Genomic DNA, 17089 nt, shown 5'->3' on the forward strand with positions numbered 1-17089 from the left:
AAAACTCAGAATATAAGCGGAGGTGGCATTATGGCAATTCCAGGTTATCAAGAATTCATGTATCCGTTCTTAAAAATGCTCGAAGATGGGCAAGAGCATTCATTACGCGAATCATATATCCGTCTAGCAGAGGAGTTTAATCTCACGGAGCAGGAACGAGAAGAATTACTGCCAAGCGGCAAGCAGCGCATTTTACATAATCGTGTAGGATGGACGAGAACATATTTAAAGAAAGCGGGGCTATTAGACACTATTCGCCCCGGAGTCTTTAGGATTACTGACCGTGGTAGACATGTTCTCAATGATACTAGGGTCACCGCAATTGACAATGCTTTTCTTATGCAATTTCAGGAATTCCGGCAGTTTAAAAACAAAGGTGAAGATCAAAAAGATTTAATTATTTCCCCTGTAAAAAACGAAATCACGCCTTTAGAGGAAATCGAACGCAATTACAAAATCTTAAAAGAAGAAGCAAAAGAAGAATTGTTGGATAAAGTTATGACTGGCACACCTTTATTCTTCGAAAAACTTGTTGTGGACTTGCTTGTAGCAATGGGATACGGTGGCACGATGAAAGACGCTGGCCAAGCAATTGGACGATCTGGCGATGAGGGAATCGATGGAATAATCAAAGAAGATATTCTTGGCCTTGATATGATATATCTTCAAGCTAAGCGTTGGGAGAATACAGTTACCCGCCCAGAGCTTCAAAAATTCTCTGGTAGCCTTGACGGTAAACGTGCTAGAAAAGGAGTGTTCATAACGACTTCTACTTTTTCAGATGGAGCGAAGGAATACGTGCAAATGATTGATAAGAAAATCATATTAATTGATGGTGATGCACTTATGGAATTTATGTTTACTTACAATATTGGTGTTAGTCATGAAGAGACTTTTGTGATTAAAAAAGTGGATGAGGATTATTTTGGGGAAGACTGACTCCACTAATTAATATAAAAAATTTTCTACTTAGATAATTCTGTAAAAGACCATAACTGAATTAAAGAACTACTAATTCTTAAAAAGAATTAGTAGTTCTTCTAGTTTACATATTATTTTTATTTATAAATTAGACGGTATAGATGAAATTCACTTTGCACAAATCTATTAAGGTATTTTAGAAGTAAAAATTTTAGAATCTTAACTTATGGAAAGTGGGTTATTATGAGATGACTATCGAAGTAAAAAACATCGCAAACCTGATACATAGTAGAGAATTCGAAGAGCTGAACCGGATGTTTAAAAAGTTTAATCCACTAAAGGTGCTGCGAATGGACAGTCATGAAATCAGACATTCCAATATTTTGGCCTGGTTACTGGACCACGAAGAAAATCACGGACTAAATTCAGTCTTTATTGAAAAAATAATCAGCAAAATGCTTATGAAGCCTCAGAATAATTCATTAATCACTGATTCAGAGTTTTTCCTTCAAATCCTTGGTTTGAAGTTTGCTGATTGGAAAGTGGAGCGGGAAAAGCAAACAAGTAAAAAGAGATATATTGATTTATTGTTGAGTTCAGAAGATAACCAAACTGTCATCATTATTGAAAACAAATTCTATTCTTCTCAGTCTGCTAATCAATTGAATGATTACTTGGATTATGTGAAAATTGAATATCCAGGATATACAATTGTACCTGTGTTTCTTACACTACTGGATGAAGAACCAGCAAATGAACTTTATTGGACATTAAATTATGCGGATGTAGCTAATGTTCTTGAGTTTATTCTCCAGTTTTATAAGGAATCCATCAGTGAAGAAGTATTTGTGTTCCTAAAAAATTATTTGGCGGTTTTGCATGAACGTTTTGCTCCTGACCCGGAGCGGCTGCTTCTTGCTGAAGAGATTTATGAATCGCATGGAGAAGCAATCACATATCTATATTTGTTGAATAACCCGGGCATAAAATTCTTAAATCATCACCAGCCTTATAAGCTTCAGCTAAAGAATATAAGTATTGCTGAGGAAGATTGGATGAGAAAAGCTTACCAAGCTTCAAAAGAAGCAATTGATTTTATTTATACAGAAGGCTCTTTAACTCTTAAAAAAGCTTTTGAAAGATTTATAGAAAAAGATAATCAGAAAAAGGTATTTCGGTTTGATGCTTCAAAATCTAGTCCGAGCTTTACCCATCCTGAATGGGAAAATCATTCTGAAATATTAGAACGGTTAACTGATAAAGCTCCATATTGGTTGAAGTTAGGGTTAATCATATTTATGAAACGAGCAGCAAATAACAGGTTAAATATCATCATCGAAGTTGGAAACTTAGAATATGATATCCGACTCAAGTTGCTACATTATCTAGAACAAAATGGCTATTCTATTAAACCATCTTCAAAATCTTCGAATTCGATGTATACCCGTATTTTCTCTGATCAAGTTGAAGTGAAAGACTGGACCAGTGTTGAACAAGTACATACAGCCATTGAGCAATTAACGAACAGTGATCAATTTGAAAGTAATATTAAAAGAATAAATGACAGTGTTAAAATGCTAGCAAAAGAGCTTAGTGAATAAATTCTGACAGTTTTGCTTGCGTCAGAACTGTCAGATATAAAGTCCAATAGAAATTAAGTTAAAAAGATAAGAAAATGGAGAAGTTCACCCTTAGGGACGAACTTCTCCATTCGTTTTATAAGCAGGACTACATGATATCTATATCCTTCACTTAATGAGTTAATTGAAATCTACTCACTGATTAATTTACTCCCTATGTTGGACACAATTCAAGATATGCAATAATACTGCAAGAGGAATCCAACGAAGCAAACAATAGAGCGATTTTCTCATGCAATTATAAGGTAAATGGAAAGTTTTCATAATTGAGGTGGTCACAGGGAACATTTGTGTACCTCTGGTATAATGTGGAAAACAGTAAAAATGTGTGTGATATTTTACCACAGACATACCACTACCTAAACCTTAAACCTCTTCCTGGCTCTGCTCCTCCATATACTAACTGCATATTTCCGCCAGAGTTTTCCTCGATTTTTCATAAATCACAATGAATACTAAACCAGCTATACAGCCCTTTAGCAATTTCTGCATCGACAAAATGTTTTCATTGGAGTCTACGAGACTCCTTTTTTGCATGGCATCAATTTCAGGCAGCACCCACTTGATCATTCGTTATTTTGTTTTGGCGGTTGTATTTTTGTTCAAGAAACTTCCATAGTATTCGGTGTATTCGTTTAAAGGAAAAATCTTTATGGGAGGAAGAAAGTTTTCATGGTAATATAGTTTTATGAATATTCCGATTTTATAGACCGAACTTTATATTCTACAACCAAGGCCAAACAGTGTCCAGCTGCCACGCCTGTTTGAACGGCTTAATGCTGGAGTGAATCGTAAGCTGACGCATATCGCCGCCTCCGCCGGATTTGGCAAGACGGCGTTGATTAGCGAATGTGCAGCCGGTTGCTGCCAAAGGGGATATTGATCCTACCTGCTTCTAGGCTTACTTTATTGCTGCATTGCAGACGTTTAAGGAAGACCTTGGAACCGGCGTGGTGGATCTGTTTTAAATCTCAACAGCCACCGCCAATCGAACCGATTCTTACGGCTCTGATCAATGACATTTCGGCCATTCCATCCAAATTCATCCTTGTTCTTGACGATTTCCATGTGATTGATTCCAAAGAAATATCTGAAGTTGTTCCCGTGAACGCAGAAACTGAAGCGCCTGCCTAAAAAAGGAGAGTGGCAAAATGAAAGCACTTGTAGCAACGAAATATGGGTTGCCTGAAGTTCTTCGATTCAAAGAGGTCAAAAAACCTTCTCCTAAGGACAATGAAGTTCTAATAAAAGTCCGCGCAGCTTCCGTGAACTCATGGGACTGGGATCTTTTAAGAGGGAAACCTTTATTGAACCGGATAGGAGGGCTGTTTAAACCGAAATACCAAATACTTGGCGCTGATATTGCAGGGCAGGTCGTAGCGGCAGGCAAAAATGTAAAGCAGTTTTTGCCAGGCGATGAGGTATTTGGCGATATCTCAGGAGCCGGATGGGGCGGTTTTGCCGAGTATGTATGTGTCCGTGAAGATGCAGTGGCATTAAAGCCAGCACACATGACAAACGAACAGGCAGCTGCTATTCCTCAAGCAGCAGTCCTCGCCTTACAAGGGCTCCGCGATAAAGGATTGATAAAAAAAGGGCAAAAAGTTTTGATAAATGGTGCCGGCGGAGGAGTCGGTACATTTGCAGTGCAAATCGCAAAAACGTTCGGTGCAGAAGTAACCGGTGTGGATGATTCAAAGAAATTGGCTATGCTGCGTTCGATTGGTGCAGACCATGTCATTGATTATACAAAAGAAAACTTCACTGAAAATGGCCAGCAGTATGATTTGATTCTGGATGTTGTCGCTAAACGCTCGATTTTCGACTGTAAACGCTCATTAAAACCGAAAGGTATCTATGTAGTAATCGGAGGCACCACTGCCCGGATTTTTCAGTTTGCGGTACTGGGGCCATTGGTTTCACTAATGACTAAAAAGAAGATGAAAATTCTTATTCATTTGCCAAACCAACAGGATTTAAATGTGATAAAAGAGCTTTTCGAAAAGGGTAAAATCGTGCCTGTCATCGATAAAAGCTATCCCTTGTTTAAGGCTGCCGATGCTCTCCGGTATTTTGGAGAAGGGCAAGCTAAAGGAAAAGTGGTCATCACGATGGATTAATAAGTTTATATCTTTAATTGACCTGTTTATTTAGAAACCGGCTTTCTGTGATGAACACAATCCAAGTTATACGATAGTAATACAGGAGGAATACAACGCAGTCAGTGATAGACTTTACAAGTGAAATAAAATTTATGTTTAAATAAATTGACTTAGCCAAAAGGTTTTTTATGAAAACGACAAAATGAAACCCAGAAAGGTGAAAAAGCATTGCCGATTGCGCAATGCTTTTTTTAATCGGTTTCTATAACCTCCAGCCCAATTTCAGCAAGTATAGCCTGTCCTTCTTCTGTTGGGTGAATATCGCCGGCAATAATATAGTCTTCCTGTTTGTCGCGGAAAGCTGAATAGGCATCAGCCAGAAAGACGTTCTCGTAGCTTTCTGCCACCTTCCGGAATTCGGCGTTCACTTCAGGCAGAAGGGCCTCGCCGATTTGGTGCATGGTGCTGTGAGGCGGAAAAGGGTTGTAAATATTATAAAGAATGATTTGAGCGTCTGTCAGTGACTGGATTTCCTCAATGAGTTCACCGATTTCATTGAAAACAATGCTGTTGCTGAGCTCTTGGCGCATGATTTCTTCCATCCGTTCCGGGTCACCGGCACTCGCAGTTTCGGCGAGGCGGAGGATTTCAAGTAAATCGTTTGCGCCGATTGTCATGGCGATCACATCCGCGTCTTTGACCTTTTGCCGATATTCTTCGTCTTCGAGAAGAGCTTCCTTGACCTGTGCAGTTTGCCAGCCTGATACAGCCAGGTTATGCACTTCAAATCCAGCATCTTCCCCAATTAGATAGGGGTAAGCCGATCGGCCGCTGTCTTCGAGATTGGCGCCGTAAGTAATGGAATCGCCTAATGCCACAAGAGTCGCTTGAGTGGCGTCTTCTTGTGTGCAGGCGCTCAGAAAGACTATGGAAAAGGCAATCAAAGCACTCCGGATGGCCCGCTTGATTTTTATCATAGCGCATCTCCTTTTTTATTTTTTTCCAATATAACATGAACTTCAGCCAGAGGTGCTGTGTTCTTTGAATATGCAGCAGATCAAGAACACGCCTAGAAAGCACAGTGATCGTTTTTTGCGGAATAATGATAGAAAAGCTTGGCAGAGGAAATGGCGGTTTATGTTATTCTTTTGTTAACGGACAATTTTGAATATCTAACTGAAGGAGTCGTCATCAATGAAACCTTGTCGCGATGAAGTATTGGCTATTACGAAACAATTGGTTGAAATAGAAAGCATTGTGAACACTGAAGGGGAAAAGGAACTTGCAAAAGCAATGCATGCCTTGATTTCATCTTTTCCTTACTTTAAAACGAATCCGGATCATGTCCAGTTATCTCAAACGCATAGAGATGAGCAGGAAAGGTATAATGTCATGGCTTTCGTGAAAGGGACAAAAAGTGAGAGCCAACGAACAGTCGTATTGATGGGCCACCTCGATACAGTCGGATTCGAGGATTTTAATACGTTGACAGATGTTGCCTTCGATCCTGTAAAGTTGAAGGAGAGGCTTAAAAATGTACAAATTCCCGCTTTTGCAAAAGAACATTTAGAGTCGGAGGACTGGCTTTTTGGACGGGGTGTCCTTGATATGAAGAGCGGTGTTGCCAGCAATTTATATCTTCTGAAGTATTATTCTGAGCAACCTGAAAAATTGGAAGGCAATATTGTTTTTCTGGCAGAATGCGATGAAGAAGACGGTTCACATGGGATCCTTTCCGCCTTGTCGACTTTTCAGCAATGGAAAAAGGAATATGGAATTGATTACATTGCAGCGATTAATGCGGACTTTGTTTCACCACGGCATGAAAATGACCCCAATCGATATATTTACCGGGGAACGGTAGGGAAATTGCTGCCTTCCTTTTTTATCACCGGCGCGGAAACGCATGTGGGCTCTTGTTTTGAAGGGCTGGATCCCAACTTTATCGCTGCTGAGCTGACAAGACAGATCAATTACAATCCAGAACTTTGCGATGAAGCATTCGGCGAAATCACTGTCCCTCCCGTTACATTAAAACAGACCGATTTGAAACCAAGCTATACAGTTCAAACTGCTTTATCCGCATTTGTGTATTTTAACTTCTTTGTTCATTCCTGGACTCCAAAAGATGTATTGGGCAAATTAAAAGAGCAGGCTCTGATAGCTTTTGAGAATGCTCTGGCTTCTTATGAAAAAAGATACAAGCAATTTTGTGCTATGTCCGGGGATCCATATCCGGGCATCAGCTGGAAACCGAAAGTGCTTAGCTATGAAGAAATGGAAAAAGGGCTGATCCGTGAAAACGGCGCAGCGTTTATTTCCCATATGGCCGAATTCAAAGAGGCTCTTCTGCAAAACAACGAATTGGACACCAGGATGTTTTCGGTTAAAGTGGTGGAAGAAGCATGGAAGTGGATGAAAGATAAATCCCCTGCAATTATTTTATTTTACTCTTCGCTGTATTCGCCAAGAATTGAAATAACCGGAAAAACACCGCAAGAAGAGGCGTTGATAAACGCCTTGAACAAGGCAGTTGAAGAAGTTCAGCCATTTTACTCACAGCCGATTGTCATCAAAAACTTCTTTCCCCACATTTCCGATATGAGTTTCGTAGCAGTAAGTGATGACGAAGAAGGAATCCAGGCATTGTCCAACAACAATCCGGCATGGGGAACCAAGCATTATGTGAATTATGAAGATATCAGAGGGTTGAATATACCTGTCATCAATATTGGTCCGTATGGTGTTGATGCGCATAAAAAACTGGAAAGAGCTGAGATGACTTATTCACATGAAATTGTTCCAAACTTAACTGGCAGAGTGGTTGAGTTATTATTGGAAGAGCAAGCAATGGAAAGCTTTAAAGAATTCAGTAATGTTGTGGCAGGGGAACCGAAAATTTCTGGAGACTGATTCTTATTCTTTCACCACACTCTTACTTAATTTCAACCATTAAATATACATTATTGAGTATGCCGATATTGATACAGGTATCTGGTCTGATTGTCCAGCATCCAGAGCACATGGAGTGGCTGGAAATGCTGGACTGCCGATTTCAACTGTATGTATTCATATAATTGTAAGAAATGCTATTTTGATGAATGTGTAAAAGCCGGAGAGCATGCATGAGCGAAGTACAAACAGAAGTAGAGATGAAGAGGAGCTGCTAAATCTAAAGCGGATTCTCTTCTTTTTTTGTGCTAGAAAATCCTTTTTATGAAAGGCTAACTTATAAGAGTTCTGTCACTGTCCATGGCTTAACAGCTTGGCAGGCCCTTAATGTACCGGGAATCACAGAAGATTGTCTAGTAAGAGGGGGACGCACTTAACTTTATGTCTAATGTAGTAAAAGGAATTACATCATATACTGGCAATAGAATCTTAGCAGTCGACTATAGATAGGTTAAAAAAGATAAGTTAAAAAGAGGGAAAACTTGTACTGCGGAGAATACATAATTCAAGGAGGGAGATTTAAATGATTATTGGAGTGCCGAAGGAGATTGACACAGCGAAAACCTGTAACACTTGCATCTAGTCGAACAGTTTCATTCCTGAAAAATGGACATTGCGTATTAATCGTAAAAGATGTATGGGCCATTCCAATTTGACCTTGAAAGTAATGGAACCGCTTCCGCAGGAATAACTTTAGTTTCATAAAAGCTTGCTTCTATTGACGAATAAAAAAAGATTTTTGAATTTCAAGCATAAAAAATAAAAATGCTCTACTTTATTAGCGGAGCATTTTTTCTATTCCAATAAATGAACATGAGGAGCATGCAGAATGAGCCAGAAGGAAATTGTCTATCTCTTATCTGATTCAAGTGGTGAAACAGCTGAGTTTGTGGTCAAAGCAGTAGCCGCGCAATTCATTGAAAAAGAATTTGAAATCCACCAAACATCGCATGTCAGTTCAGAAGCGGATATTGAACGCGTTATTCTAAAAGCCAAAACAAATGATTCGATACTTGTTTATACGATTGTGGTCGACGAACTAAGGGATTATTTAAATAGGCGGGCACTTGAGGAAAACATTGCAGCTGTTGATTTGCTGTCGCCGCTCATGAACGTCTTCATTAAAAAGTTCAAGAAGGAACCAGCCCATAAGCCGGGGCTTACAAGGAAATTAGATGAAAAGTATTTCCAGAGGGTCGAAGCGATTGAATTTGCCGTGAAATACGATGACGCCCGGGATATTGAAGGAATTGCAAAAGCGGATATTGTGCTGATCGGCGTTTCAAGGACTTCGAAAACGCCGTTATCGATGTATTTAGCTTATAAAGGCTACAAAGTAGCCAATATCCCGTTGGTTCCAGAAGTGCCTGCACCAACCGAACTTTTTGAACTTCCAAAAGGCAAATGCATTGGTCTAATTATTAAACCGGATAGCTTAAACGCCATCCGGAAGGAGAGGCTGAAAAAGCTGGGGCTCCAGCCACATGCTGATTACGCGAAATTAGACCGCATTTTAGAAGAATTGGATTATGCTGAGAAAATTATGAAACGGGTCGGCTGCCCTGTCATTAATGTATCAAATAAAGCAATTGAAGAAACCGCCAATGATGTGATGGATATTCTTAATGTACAAAAAAGCATTTATTCACTTTAAAGGATAAAAAACCTCAATACCGAAATAGAATTGAACCGGACACCACATTTCAAATAGCGTATTTACTTTATAGGGGGCTTGGAGAATGGATAAAAAGGTATATATGTTCGACGAAGGCAATAGCGGCATGAAGGAAATTCTGGGTGGAAAAGGGGCAAATTTAGCTGAAATGACAAATATCGGTCTGCCGGTTCCGTATGGTTTTACGATTTCCTCCAAAGCCTGCAATGATTACTACGAATCAGGCAAGCGCATACAAGAGGAAGTGAAATCGGAAATTTTGGCATCGCTGGGCCGACTGGAAGAAAAGACCGGGAAAAAATTGGGCAGTACCGACAATCCTTTACTCGTCTCAGTGCGCTCCGGGTCTGTATTTTCCATGCCGGGGATGATGGATACGGTTTTGAATCTGGGGATGAATGATCAGACCGTGGAGGCGGTAGCCCGTTTAACCAACAATCCGCGCTTTGCTTATGATTCATACCGCCGGTTCATCCAGATGTTCTCAAATGTGGTGCTGGAAATAGATGTCTTTTACTTTGAGCAGCAACTGGAAAAAATCAGAGAAGCAAAAGGTTATCACAGTGATCCCGAAATGACAGCTGAAGATTGGAAGGAAGTCATATCGACTTACAAACAAATTGTAAGAAAACATACAAAGGAAGACTTTCCACAGGATCCGATGCAACAGCTTTTCCTTTCCATCAATGCTGTATTCGATTCATGGAATAACCAGCGGGCGATTATATACCGCCAATTGAATAAAATTCCAGGGCATTACGGTACAGCGGTCAATATACAGAGCATGGTATTTGGCAATATGGGAGAAGATTCTGGCACAGGCGTTGCCTTCACGCGAAATCCATCCACCGGTGAATCGCTGCTGTACGGGGAATATCTCATCAATGCACAAGGAGAAGACGTGGTTGCGGGCATACGAACCCCTAATCCAATACAGACTCTGCAAAAAGATATGCCTGAGGTATTCGAACAATTCGTGGAAGTGTGCCGCCGGCTTGAAAAGCATTACCACGATATGCAGGATATTGAATTTACCGTGGAGCATGGAAAATTGTTTATCCTTCAAACCCGGAATGGCAAACGGACTGCCCAAGCAGCCCTTCGGATTGCGGTCGAAATGGTGGAAGAAGGTGTGATTTCCAAAAAAGAAGCGATTGGCCGCGTAGAACCGGAACAGCTGAATCAGCTGCTTCACCGCCGCATTGACGATAAGTTCGAGAAAGCAATTTTGGCAAAAGGCTTGCCGGCTTCTCCAGGAGCGGCGACGGGACGTGTCGTTTTTGACCCGGATGAAGCTGAACAACTAAACAACGATGGTGAAAAAGTGATCTTGGTCCGTACTGAAACCACGCCTGATGACATTCATGGCATTCATGCAGCTCAAGGTGTGGTCACCAGCCGGGGAGGCATGACAAGTCATGCCGCAGTTGTAGCCAGAGGAATGGGGAAATCATGTATTTGCGGCTGTGAAGCGTTGAAAATCGACATGCAGTTGCAGCAGTTTCAAGTAGGGGAAACGATCGTAAAACGGTTGGATACCATCACAATTGACGGCGGAACAGGAGAAATTATCATAGGTGAAATCCCGATGATCGATCCTGAACTTTCGAAGGAATTCGAGCTGCTGCTGTCATGGGCAGACCAAGAACGGACGCTTGGCGTGCGTGCTAATGCAGACAATCCCAAAGATGCGAAAAAAGCCTTGGAATTTGGAGCAGAAGGCATCGGTTTATGCCGGACTGAGCATATGTTTATGGAAGCCGACCGGGTTCCGATTGTGCAGCAAATGATTCTAGCTGAAACCGAGGAACAACGAAAACAAGCGTTGGATAAACTATTGCCTATGCAGGAAAGTGATTACAAGGGGATTTTTGAAGCAATGGAGGGGCTTCCAGTAACGATACGGCTCCTGGATCCGCCGCTTCATGAATTTTTGCCGGACAAAGAACATTTGGCGGTAGAAGTGGCAAAACTGCAGATAACCAATCCGGGTTCTAAAGAACTCACTGAAAAAGAAAAACTGCTGAAGCGCGTACGCCAATTGGATGAATCCAATCCGATGCTTGGCCACCGGGGATGCCGCCTCGGCATCAGTTTCCCTGAAATTTATCAGATGCAGGTTGAAGCGATCTTCAATACAGCCGCATCATTGGAGGACAAAGGGATTACTGTAATCCCGGAAATCATGATTCCGCTTGTTGGCCATGTAAATGAATTAAAAATAATGCGCCAGCTGGTCATTGAGACGGCAGCTGCAGTCCAGCAGAAGACAGGGGTACAAATCGAATATACAGTAGGAACCATGATTGAAGTGCCACGTGCGGCGCTTACTGCGGATGAAATTGCGACGGAAGCCGACTTTTTCTCATTCGGCACCAATGATTTAACGCAAACCACTTTCGGTTACAGCAGGGATGATGCAGAAGGCAAGTTTTTGAAAGATTATGTAGAAAATAAAATTTTGACGGATAATCCATTTGCTGTTCTCGATCGAGCCGGCGTTGGCGAGCTTATCAAAACAGGCATTAAACTTGGCAAAAAAACAAAGCCTACATTAAAAACAGGGATTTGCGGAGAACATGGCGGAGAAGCAAGTTCGATTGAATTTTGTTCCCTTCAAGGGCTGGATTATGTCAGCTGCTCACCATACCGCGTTCCATTAGCGCGCTTAGCAGCTGCACAAGCGGCTATAAAACATCAACTGAAAAAAACGGTATACACATTAAGCTAACAACAGAAAGAGTCCGACTCAAGGGAAACTGCCTTATGTTGGACTCTTTAATTCATCCTCTTTTGCGATTAGACGGCAATATATAAAGCAAATGGTCTGCTGTCTTCCTATAAATCCTCGATAATTGGACTATAATACAGTTTTCTTCAATAACAATATCTATTAACCATACACAAAAACCGATGGACTAGGAACCCATCGGTTTTTGTGTATGCAGGGATAAATACATCTCTATTGACATCAATGCCCGTGTCATCGAAGCGTCAGCAGCCCATCATCCAATTGCTGAGAAAGCCTGTCCCATAATGCTTCAGGGTCTTCAATTTCAGCAAAATAGCAGCATTGGATGAACTTGTTTTTCACTTTATCCAAAGCCGTTTCAGGTCCAAGGATATATGTGTGATTGTGCTCTGCTGATTTGGAAAAAACACGTATATCCCCAGGCGGCAAACCTGGAGCATTTTCTTGAGTTGGCTCTACTTCAATCATAGCGGCAAGCTGCAAAACCGCTGCGTCATCCAAAGCTTTTTCCGTTAAATTATTCAGATCCACTCGACCGTGGACAAAAGCGAATGCCACCATGAACGGGATGCTGAACTTGGCGTCCTGCAATGTCCGGGGACGGCAACGGTCCGCTAAAGGACGGCAAAGCATCGCTGCAGTTTCGTTGACTCCGATAATAATTTTATTGATTTCACCCACTTCGATGGTGTTCCGGAGAATTATTGCCGAATGGATAAAAGGATGGGAATAGCGGCAGCTGGGAAAAAGCTTGATGGACGTATCGGAAAAAGTCCAGCTGTCCGTATCGAGTAAAATTTCCCGCTGATGTTCAGCAAGATTCCGACCGAAATAAATCGGGAAAAATCCTGTCGGCCCGTCCAAGCTGCTGGCAGGAGCAGTCACTCCTTGGCTGGCCAATAATGCAGCTTGAACGCCTCCCATCGAAGCGAATGCCGGATAAATCGACCTGGCCTGAGAACCCGTGCCGACGCCGGCTTCTTTTCCACCCGCTGCCTGCATATAGGCTAGGCCGATAGCGTGCACGAGTTCCTCATCGGTCAAGCCGAGAACGAGGCCAGCGGTGATGGCTGCACCAAAATAGCCGAAAAGCTGGCTTAAGAACCAGTTTGCATCAGCACCAATGCCTTTTGGTTCAATGGCTCTGCCCATCCGGCACATGATTTCATTTCCAATGGCGACAGCTGTCACCAGATCGATGGCTGGCGGTTTTCCAATATCAGCTGCCGCTAAAGCAGCTGCCAAAGTCACGGGTGTCGGATGGATTCTGGACAAATCGTTGATGTCATCAAAATCCAACGCATGTGCCAAAGCGGTATTGGAAAAAGCCGCATGGCCTGGCGGAAGGCGCAGGGCACTGCCGATCACTTGGGAGGAGCCTGCCGAGCCCAGAGTAAATGCGGAGATTGATTGCTTGGCGATAGGCGCTCCTTTATGGGCAGCAAGAGAAATCGCGACGGTATCTTTAATATGCAGCCTTGCTTTATCGAGAATTTCATCAGGCAATCCTTTATTTTGGCGAATGCGAATGGCACGGACCAGTTCAACGCTTAGCGGCAAATCCATCACTTCCTTATCAGAATATTAGTTCCATACTAACCTTAAGAAGAGTTCTGGACAATCTATTTATTGGACGCCGGAGCTGATGAATGGCTTTATTCAAAGAAATGAAAACACAAAAAGCGCATCATATTTTGGAACGTTCTCTATGTTTATTTCTGATTTTGATTGGTTTGAAGGGATAGTGAGTATAGAACTGATATTGACAAATGAAACAGGTTCCCATTATAGTTCGAATACGATGTCTGAAAATTATGTTTATAGGGGAATCAACTATACTAAAATATTAGCTCGAAAAAGTGGAGGGGTTTTCATGAAAGAAGAACAAGCTTATAAGAACATCAAAAATATGATTGTCCACGGAAAATTCACCATGCAGGAATCAATCAGCATCAATGAGCTGGCAGCGCAAATGAACATGAGCCGGACGCCGGTCCATAAAGCGCTGGCGCAATTGGAACGGGAAGGGTATATCACCATCACACCGCAAGTGGGCGTGTTTGTCCGTCGCCCCGACCAAAAGGAAATCTTTGATCGCCTGCAATTATGTGTGGCCATTGACGTCTTTTTAGCTGAGCAGGCGGCGCGTTCAATCAATGAATTCCAGCTGGAAGAGTTGAGAAAAGTGCTTGAAAGAATGGAAAATCCCAGTTTGGCTTCTGAAGAGTATGAGGCTTTGAATGTGCAATTCCATACCGTTATCTGCAAAGCGGCAAACAACGATTTTGCTTTCCGGTCCAATAAAATCAATTGGGATTATTTGAACTACGTCAACATTTCCGATGAGCTGTTCCAAGGCGGTAACCGGGAACAGTCCCAAGCGGAACACCGGATGATTTATTATGCATTGAAAGACCGTGACACGAAATTGACGGAGCTTTTGATGAAAAAGCATTTAATGCGAGTTGCGCAATTTATTACCGAAAAATACAAGCAAGTGAATGTCTAAAAGCAGAAAACGATCCGATTTTCAGTAAGTTTTATACAGAAAACGAAAAAGAATTAAGTAACTATTTATTGAGTTTTCAAAATTGATTGAAAGTTCAAGGCATTCAGCATAGAATCAAAAACAAGAACCACAGAAAGCTGAAAGAGAAAGCGGAAAGGAGGGCCGGTAAAATCAGCGGATCGTCTCCACACAAAATGTAAGCGTTTTATTTCTTCGAAACTGAAAAAATGGTTTGCGGCAGATGAAGTCAGGAAGGCGCTGGAATTTACACATACTAAAATATTAGAATTTTAGTTTTAACGTAAAGATGAAAAATCTACAAGTTTTTAAATTGATGTTTGATAATTTCTTGAAACTAAAATTTCAGTGAAAAAGGAGCAGATATAAATGCCGATTACGACACGCAAAGTGAAAACAGGAACATACGAAACATTGATCCATGAAGGTGGAGTGGGCAACAGCGAAACGATCCTCTTCCTTCACGGCAGCGGACCTGGTGCAAGTGCCAGTTCGAACTGGCAGGATGTATTGGCGCATTATGCCAACGACTATCATGTAGTGGCACCGGATCTTGTTGGGTTTGGCGAGACAGATCACCCGGCAGAATATCCGGCGAATGGTGTGCAATGGATGAACTTGCGGATCGAACAAGTATTGAACCTGATGGACAGCTTGAATGTCGGAAAAGCCCATTTGGTCGGGAATTCACTTGGCGGCGTCATTTCTTTATTCCTTGCGATGGATACGCCGGCCCGCTTTGACCGCATCGTTTTGATGGGCGCAGGCGGCGGATTGACTGAACCGACTCCGGAACTCAGCAAACTGGCGAATTTCCATAAAGACCCGACAGCGAAATCGCTGCGCAACTTGTTGAGCTGGTTCCTTTATGACACGACCGGCATGGAAGATAAACTAGATGCCATTGTGGAACAGCGCATGGAAATGTTTAACCGTCCGGAAGTTCTTAGATCTTATGAAGCTAACTTCAAGAACACGCAATTATCGGATATGCTGGTTCCGCCGTCCGCTTTGAAGCGCATGAAGCATGAATTCCTATTGATCCATGGCCATCAGGACCGTTTTGTTCCATTAGCGAGCAGCCTTTATGCGATGGATTATCTGGAAAACGCCGAACTGCATGTATTCAAACGCTGCGGACACTGGGCGCAAATTGAGCAGAAAGAGCAATTTGTTAAATTGACTCATGACTTCTTCGACCGCAGTAAAGTGTTTAACAAGGTTTAATCCAATATTTACAAACAGCCAGTCAAATGACAGATACAGATACAGATACAGATACAGATAAAAAATGATAAGGGGTGTGGCTATATTGACTCAAATGGCGACAGATATTAAAAAACAACTGGTTGAAAACGGCACAGCGTTAATTCCAAAACTGAGAGACTTGAGTTTTGACATTGATCGCAACAGTGCAATACCGGATGAATTGGTACATGATCTTCAAAGAAATGGCTTATTGAAAGTACTTCGTCCGGAAATTTTCGATGGGCATCAGACGAATATGCGGACATTCACCGAAGTGGTAACTGAAATTTCACGGGGCAACGGTTCGGCCGGCTGGTTTGTGTCATTGAGCAATATCCGCGATTACATGATCTCTTATGCATTCGGGCAGCAGGCGCTGGATGAAATCTTCGGGCCTGGGGAAGACGTCATTTTGGCCGGGAACTTCAAACCCATCAAATGTGAAATTGAAAAAGCGGATGGCGGCTATTTCATCAAAGAAGCGCAATGGCCATTCGTATCTGGAAGCCCCCATGCGGACTGGTTCTATTTCGGATTCCCGGTAGCTGACGAAAACGGCGGAATGGAAATGGCGATCATGGTGCTGCCAAGACATGAAGTGACGGTTCTCGATGACTGGAACGTAATGGGATTAAAAGGATCAGGCAGCAACAGCGTCCGCGTGGAAAATGTCTTCCTTCCGGAGCACCGCGTATCGCTTGACCGTTTGGCGAGACAAGGCGAATACATGATCGAACCGTTAAAAGATATCCCGCTTTACCAAACACCTTTCGTCCCTTCATTGACCTTGTCAATCGTTGCACCGGCTTTAGGCTTGGCGCAGGCGGCGCTGGACCTTCACATGGAACGCGTTGGAAAAGCGGGAATCGGCAATACCTTCTATAACAAAATGAGCGAAGCACCGATCACCCACCTGCAAGTGGCACAAGCGCAGCTGAAAATCGATTCTGCTGAACTTCACTTATACCGGGCAGTAGATATGCTTGATGATTATTCGGTGAGAGGGCTGCAGCTGACGATGGCAGAAGGCATTCGCATGAAAGCGGATTTCGGCTATGTTAACCAGCTCTGCAAAGAAGCGGTCGACATACTGACAGAAGCTGCAGGATCGGTGTTCTCTTACAACAACAACTTGTTCCAGCTGGTCTACCGTGATTTCCTGTCGATGCACCTGCACGGTTTCATCACACCATCCAGCTTGATCGAAACATACGGACGCGTCATGTGCGGACAGGAACCTAACACATATTTCGTTTAAATTATATAGAAGTA

At 42.3% G+C, this 17089-nt stretch carries 12 protein-coding genes; 10 read left to right on the forward strand and 2 right to left on the reverse strand.

Annotation, left to right across the window (positions count from 1 at the left end; genetic code table 11):
- The first annotated feature begins 30 nt into the window (after positions 1–30).
- The 4 genes from AC3AQ9_RS03550 (at position 31) to AC3AQ9_RS03565 (ending at position 4681) form a co-directional block, all read left to right on the forward strand.
- Positions 31–939, forward strand: a complete 909-nt coding sequence (locus AC3AQ9_RS03550) for a restriction endonuclease (RefSeq protein ID WP_488306068.1) — start codon at positions 31–33, stop codon at positions 937–939.
- Positions 940–1169: 230 nt separating this feature from the next.
- Positions 1170–2522: a PDDEXK-like family protein gene (locus AC3AQ9_RS03555; protein WP_488306069.1), complete on the forward strand. Its 1353-nt coding sequence runs from the start codon at positions 1170–1172 to the stop codon at positions 2520–2522.
- A gap of 978 nt (positions 2523–3500) precedes the next feature.
- Positions 3501–3695: a hypothetical protein gene (locus tag AC3AQ9_RS03560; protein ID WP_488306070.1), complete on the forward strand. Its 195-nt coding sequence runs from the start codon at positions 3501–3503 to the stop codon at positions 3693–3695.
- Positions 3696–3712: 17 nt separating this feature from the next.
- Positions 3713–4681, forward strand: coding sequence for an NAD(P)-dependent alcohol dehydrogenase (locus AC3AQ9_RS03565; protein ID WP_488306071.1), 969 nt, complete (start codon positions 3713–3715; stop codon positions 4679–4681).
- Between the two features lie 233 nt (positions 4682–4914).
- On the opposite strand, the gene AC3AQ9_RS03570 is transcribed toward AC3AQ9_RS03565, so the two are convergent.
- Complete coding sequence (locus AC3AQ9_RS03570; RefSeq protein ID WP_488306072.1) at positions 4915–5640, reverse strand: SGNH/GDSL hydrolase family protein; 726 nt, start codon at positions 5638–5640, stop codon at positions 4915–4917.
- Positions 5641–5857: 217 nt separating this feature from the next.
- Here AC3AQ9_RS03570 and AC3AQ9_RS03575 point away from each other — a divergent pair, with 217 nt between their 5' ends.
- The 3 genes from AC3AQ9_RS03575 (at position 5858) to ppdK (ending at position 12021) form a co-directional block, all read left to right on the forward strand.
- On the forward strand, positions 5858–7576 hold the full coding sequence (locus tag AC3AQ9_RS03575) for a M20/M25/M40 family metallo-hydrolase (protein WP_488306073.1): 1719 nt from the start codon (positions 5858–5860) through the stop codon (positions 7574–7576).
- 868 nt (positions 7577–8444) lie between these two features.
- Entirely contained in the window at positions 8445–9269 is an 825-nt protein-coding gene (locus tag AC3AQ9_RS03580; RefSeq protein ID WP_488306074.1) for a pyruvate, water dikinase regulatory protein, read from the forward strand.
- A gap of 85 nt (positions 9270–9354) precedes the next feature.
- Positions 9355–12021 carry a pyruvate, phosphate dikinase gene (gene ppdK, locus AC3AQ9_RS03585; protein ID WP_488306075.1) on the forward strand — a complete coding sequence of 889 codons (2667 nt, stop codon included), beginning with the start codon at positions 9355–9357 and terminating at the stop codon, positions 12019–12021.
- Between the two features lie 252 nt (positions 12022–12273).
- Here ppdK and AC3AQ9_RS03590 read toward each other — a convergent pair whose 3' ends face one another.
- Positions 12274–13608, reverse strand: a complete 1335-nt coding sequence (locus AC3AQ9_RS03590; protein ID WP_488306076.1) for an MmgE/PrpD family protein — start codon at positions 13606–13608, stop codon at positions 12274–12276.
- A gap of 307 nt (positions 13609–13915) precedes the next feature.
- On the opposite strand from AC3AQ9_RS03590, the gene AC3AQ9_RS03595 reads away from it, so the two are divergent.
- The 3 genes from AC3AQ9_RS03595 to AC3AQ9_RS03605 all read left to right on the forward strand — a co-directional run bounded on the left by AC3AQ9_RS03595 (position 13916) and on the right by AC3AQ9_RS03605 (position 17075).
- Positions 13916–14551, forward strand: coding sequence for a GntR family transcriptional regulator (locus AC3AQ9_RS03595; protein WP_488306077.1), 636 nt, complete (start codon positions 13916–13918; stop codon positions 14549–14551).
- A gap of 387 nt (positions 14552–14938) precedes the next feature.
- Complete coding sequence (locus AC3AQ9_RS03600) at positions 14939–15796, forward strand: alpha/beta fold hydrolase (RefSeq protein ID WP_488306078.1); 858 nt, start codon at positions 14939–14941, stop codon at positions 15794–15796.
- A gap of 94 nt (positions 15797–15890) precedes the next feature.
- Positions 15891–17075: an acyl-CoA dehydrogenase family protein gene (locus AC3AQ9_RS03605; RefSeq protein WP_488306816.1), complete on the forward strand. Its 1185-nt coding sequence runs from the start codon at positions 15891–15893 to the stop codon at positions 17073–17075.
- Positions 17076–17089: the final 14 nt, after the last annotated feature.

The sequence above is a fragment of the Planococcus sp. VCh962 genome (genome assembly GCF_057748275.1).

Coding starts and splice junctions, on each gene's coding strand:
- AC3AQ9_RS03605 (WP_488306816.1), top strand. CDS start 15,891: ATGGCGACAGATATTAAAAAACAACTGGTTGAAAACGGCACAGCGTTA.
- AC3AQ9_RS03590 (WP_488306076.1), bottom strand. CDS start 13,608: ATGGATTTGCCGCTAAGCGTTGAACTGGTCCGTGCCATTCGCATTCGC.
- AC3AQ9_RS03575 (WP_488306073.1), top strand. CDS start 5,858: ATGAAACCTTGTCGCGATGAAGTATTGGCTATTACGAAACAATTGGTT.
- ppdK (WP_488306075.1), top strand. CDS start 9,355: ATGGATAAAAAGGTATATATGTTCGACGAAGGCAATAGCGGCATGAAG.
- AC3AQ9_RS03565 (WP_488306071.1), top strand. CDS start 3,713: ATGAAAGCACTTGTAGCAACGAAATATGGGTTGCCTGAAGTTCTTCGA.
- AC3AQ9_RS03600 (WP_488306078.1), top strand. CDS start 14,939: ATGCCGATTACGACACGCAAAGTGAAAACAGGAACATACGAAACATTG.
- AC3AQ9_RS03595 (WP_488306077.1), top strand. CDS start 13,916: ATGAAAGAAGAACAAGCTTATAAGAACATCAAAAATATGATTGTCCAC.
- AC3AQ9_RS03570 (WP_488306072.1), bottom strand. CDS start 5,640: ATGATAAAAATCAAGCGGGCCATCCGGAGTGCTTTGATTGCCTTTTCC.
- AC3AQ9_RS03550 (WP_488306068.1), top strand. CDS start 31: ATGGCAATTCCAGGTTATCAAGAATTCATGTATCCGTTCTTAAAAATG.
- AC3AQ9_RS03580 (WP_488306074.1), top strand. CDS start 8,445: ATGAGCCAGAAGGAAATTGTCTATCTCTTATCTGATTCAAGTGGTGAA.
- AC3AQ9_RS03555 (WP_488306069.1), top strand. CDS start 1,170: ATGACTATCGAAGTAAAAAACATCGCAAACCTGATACATAGTAGAGAA.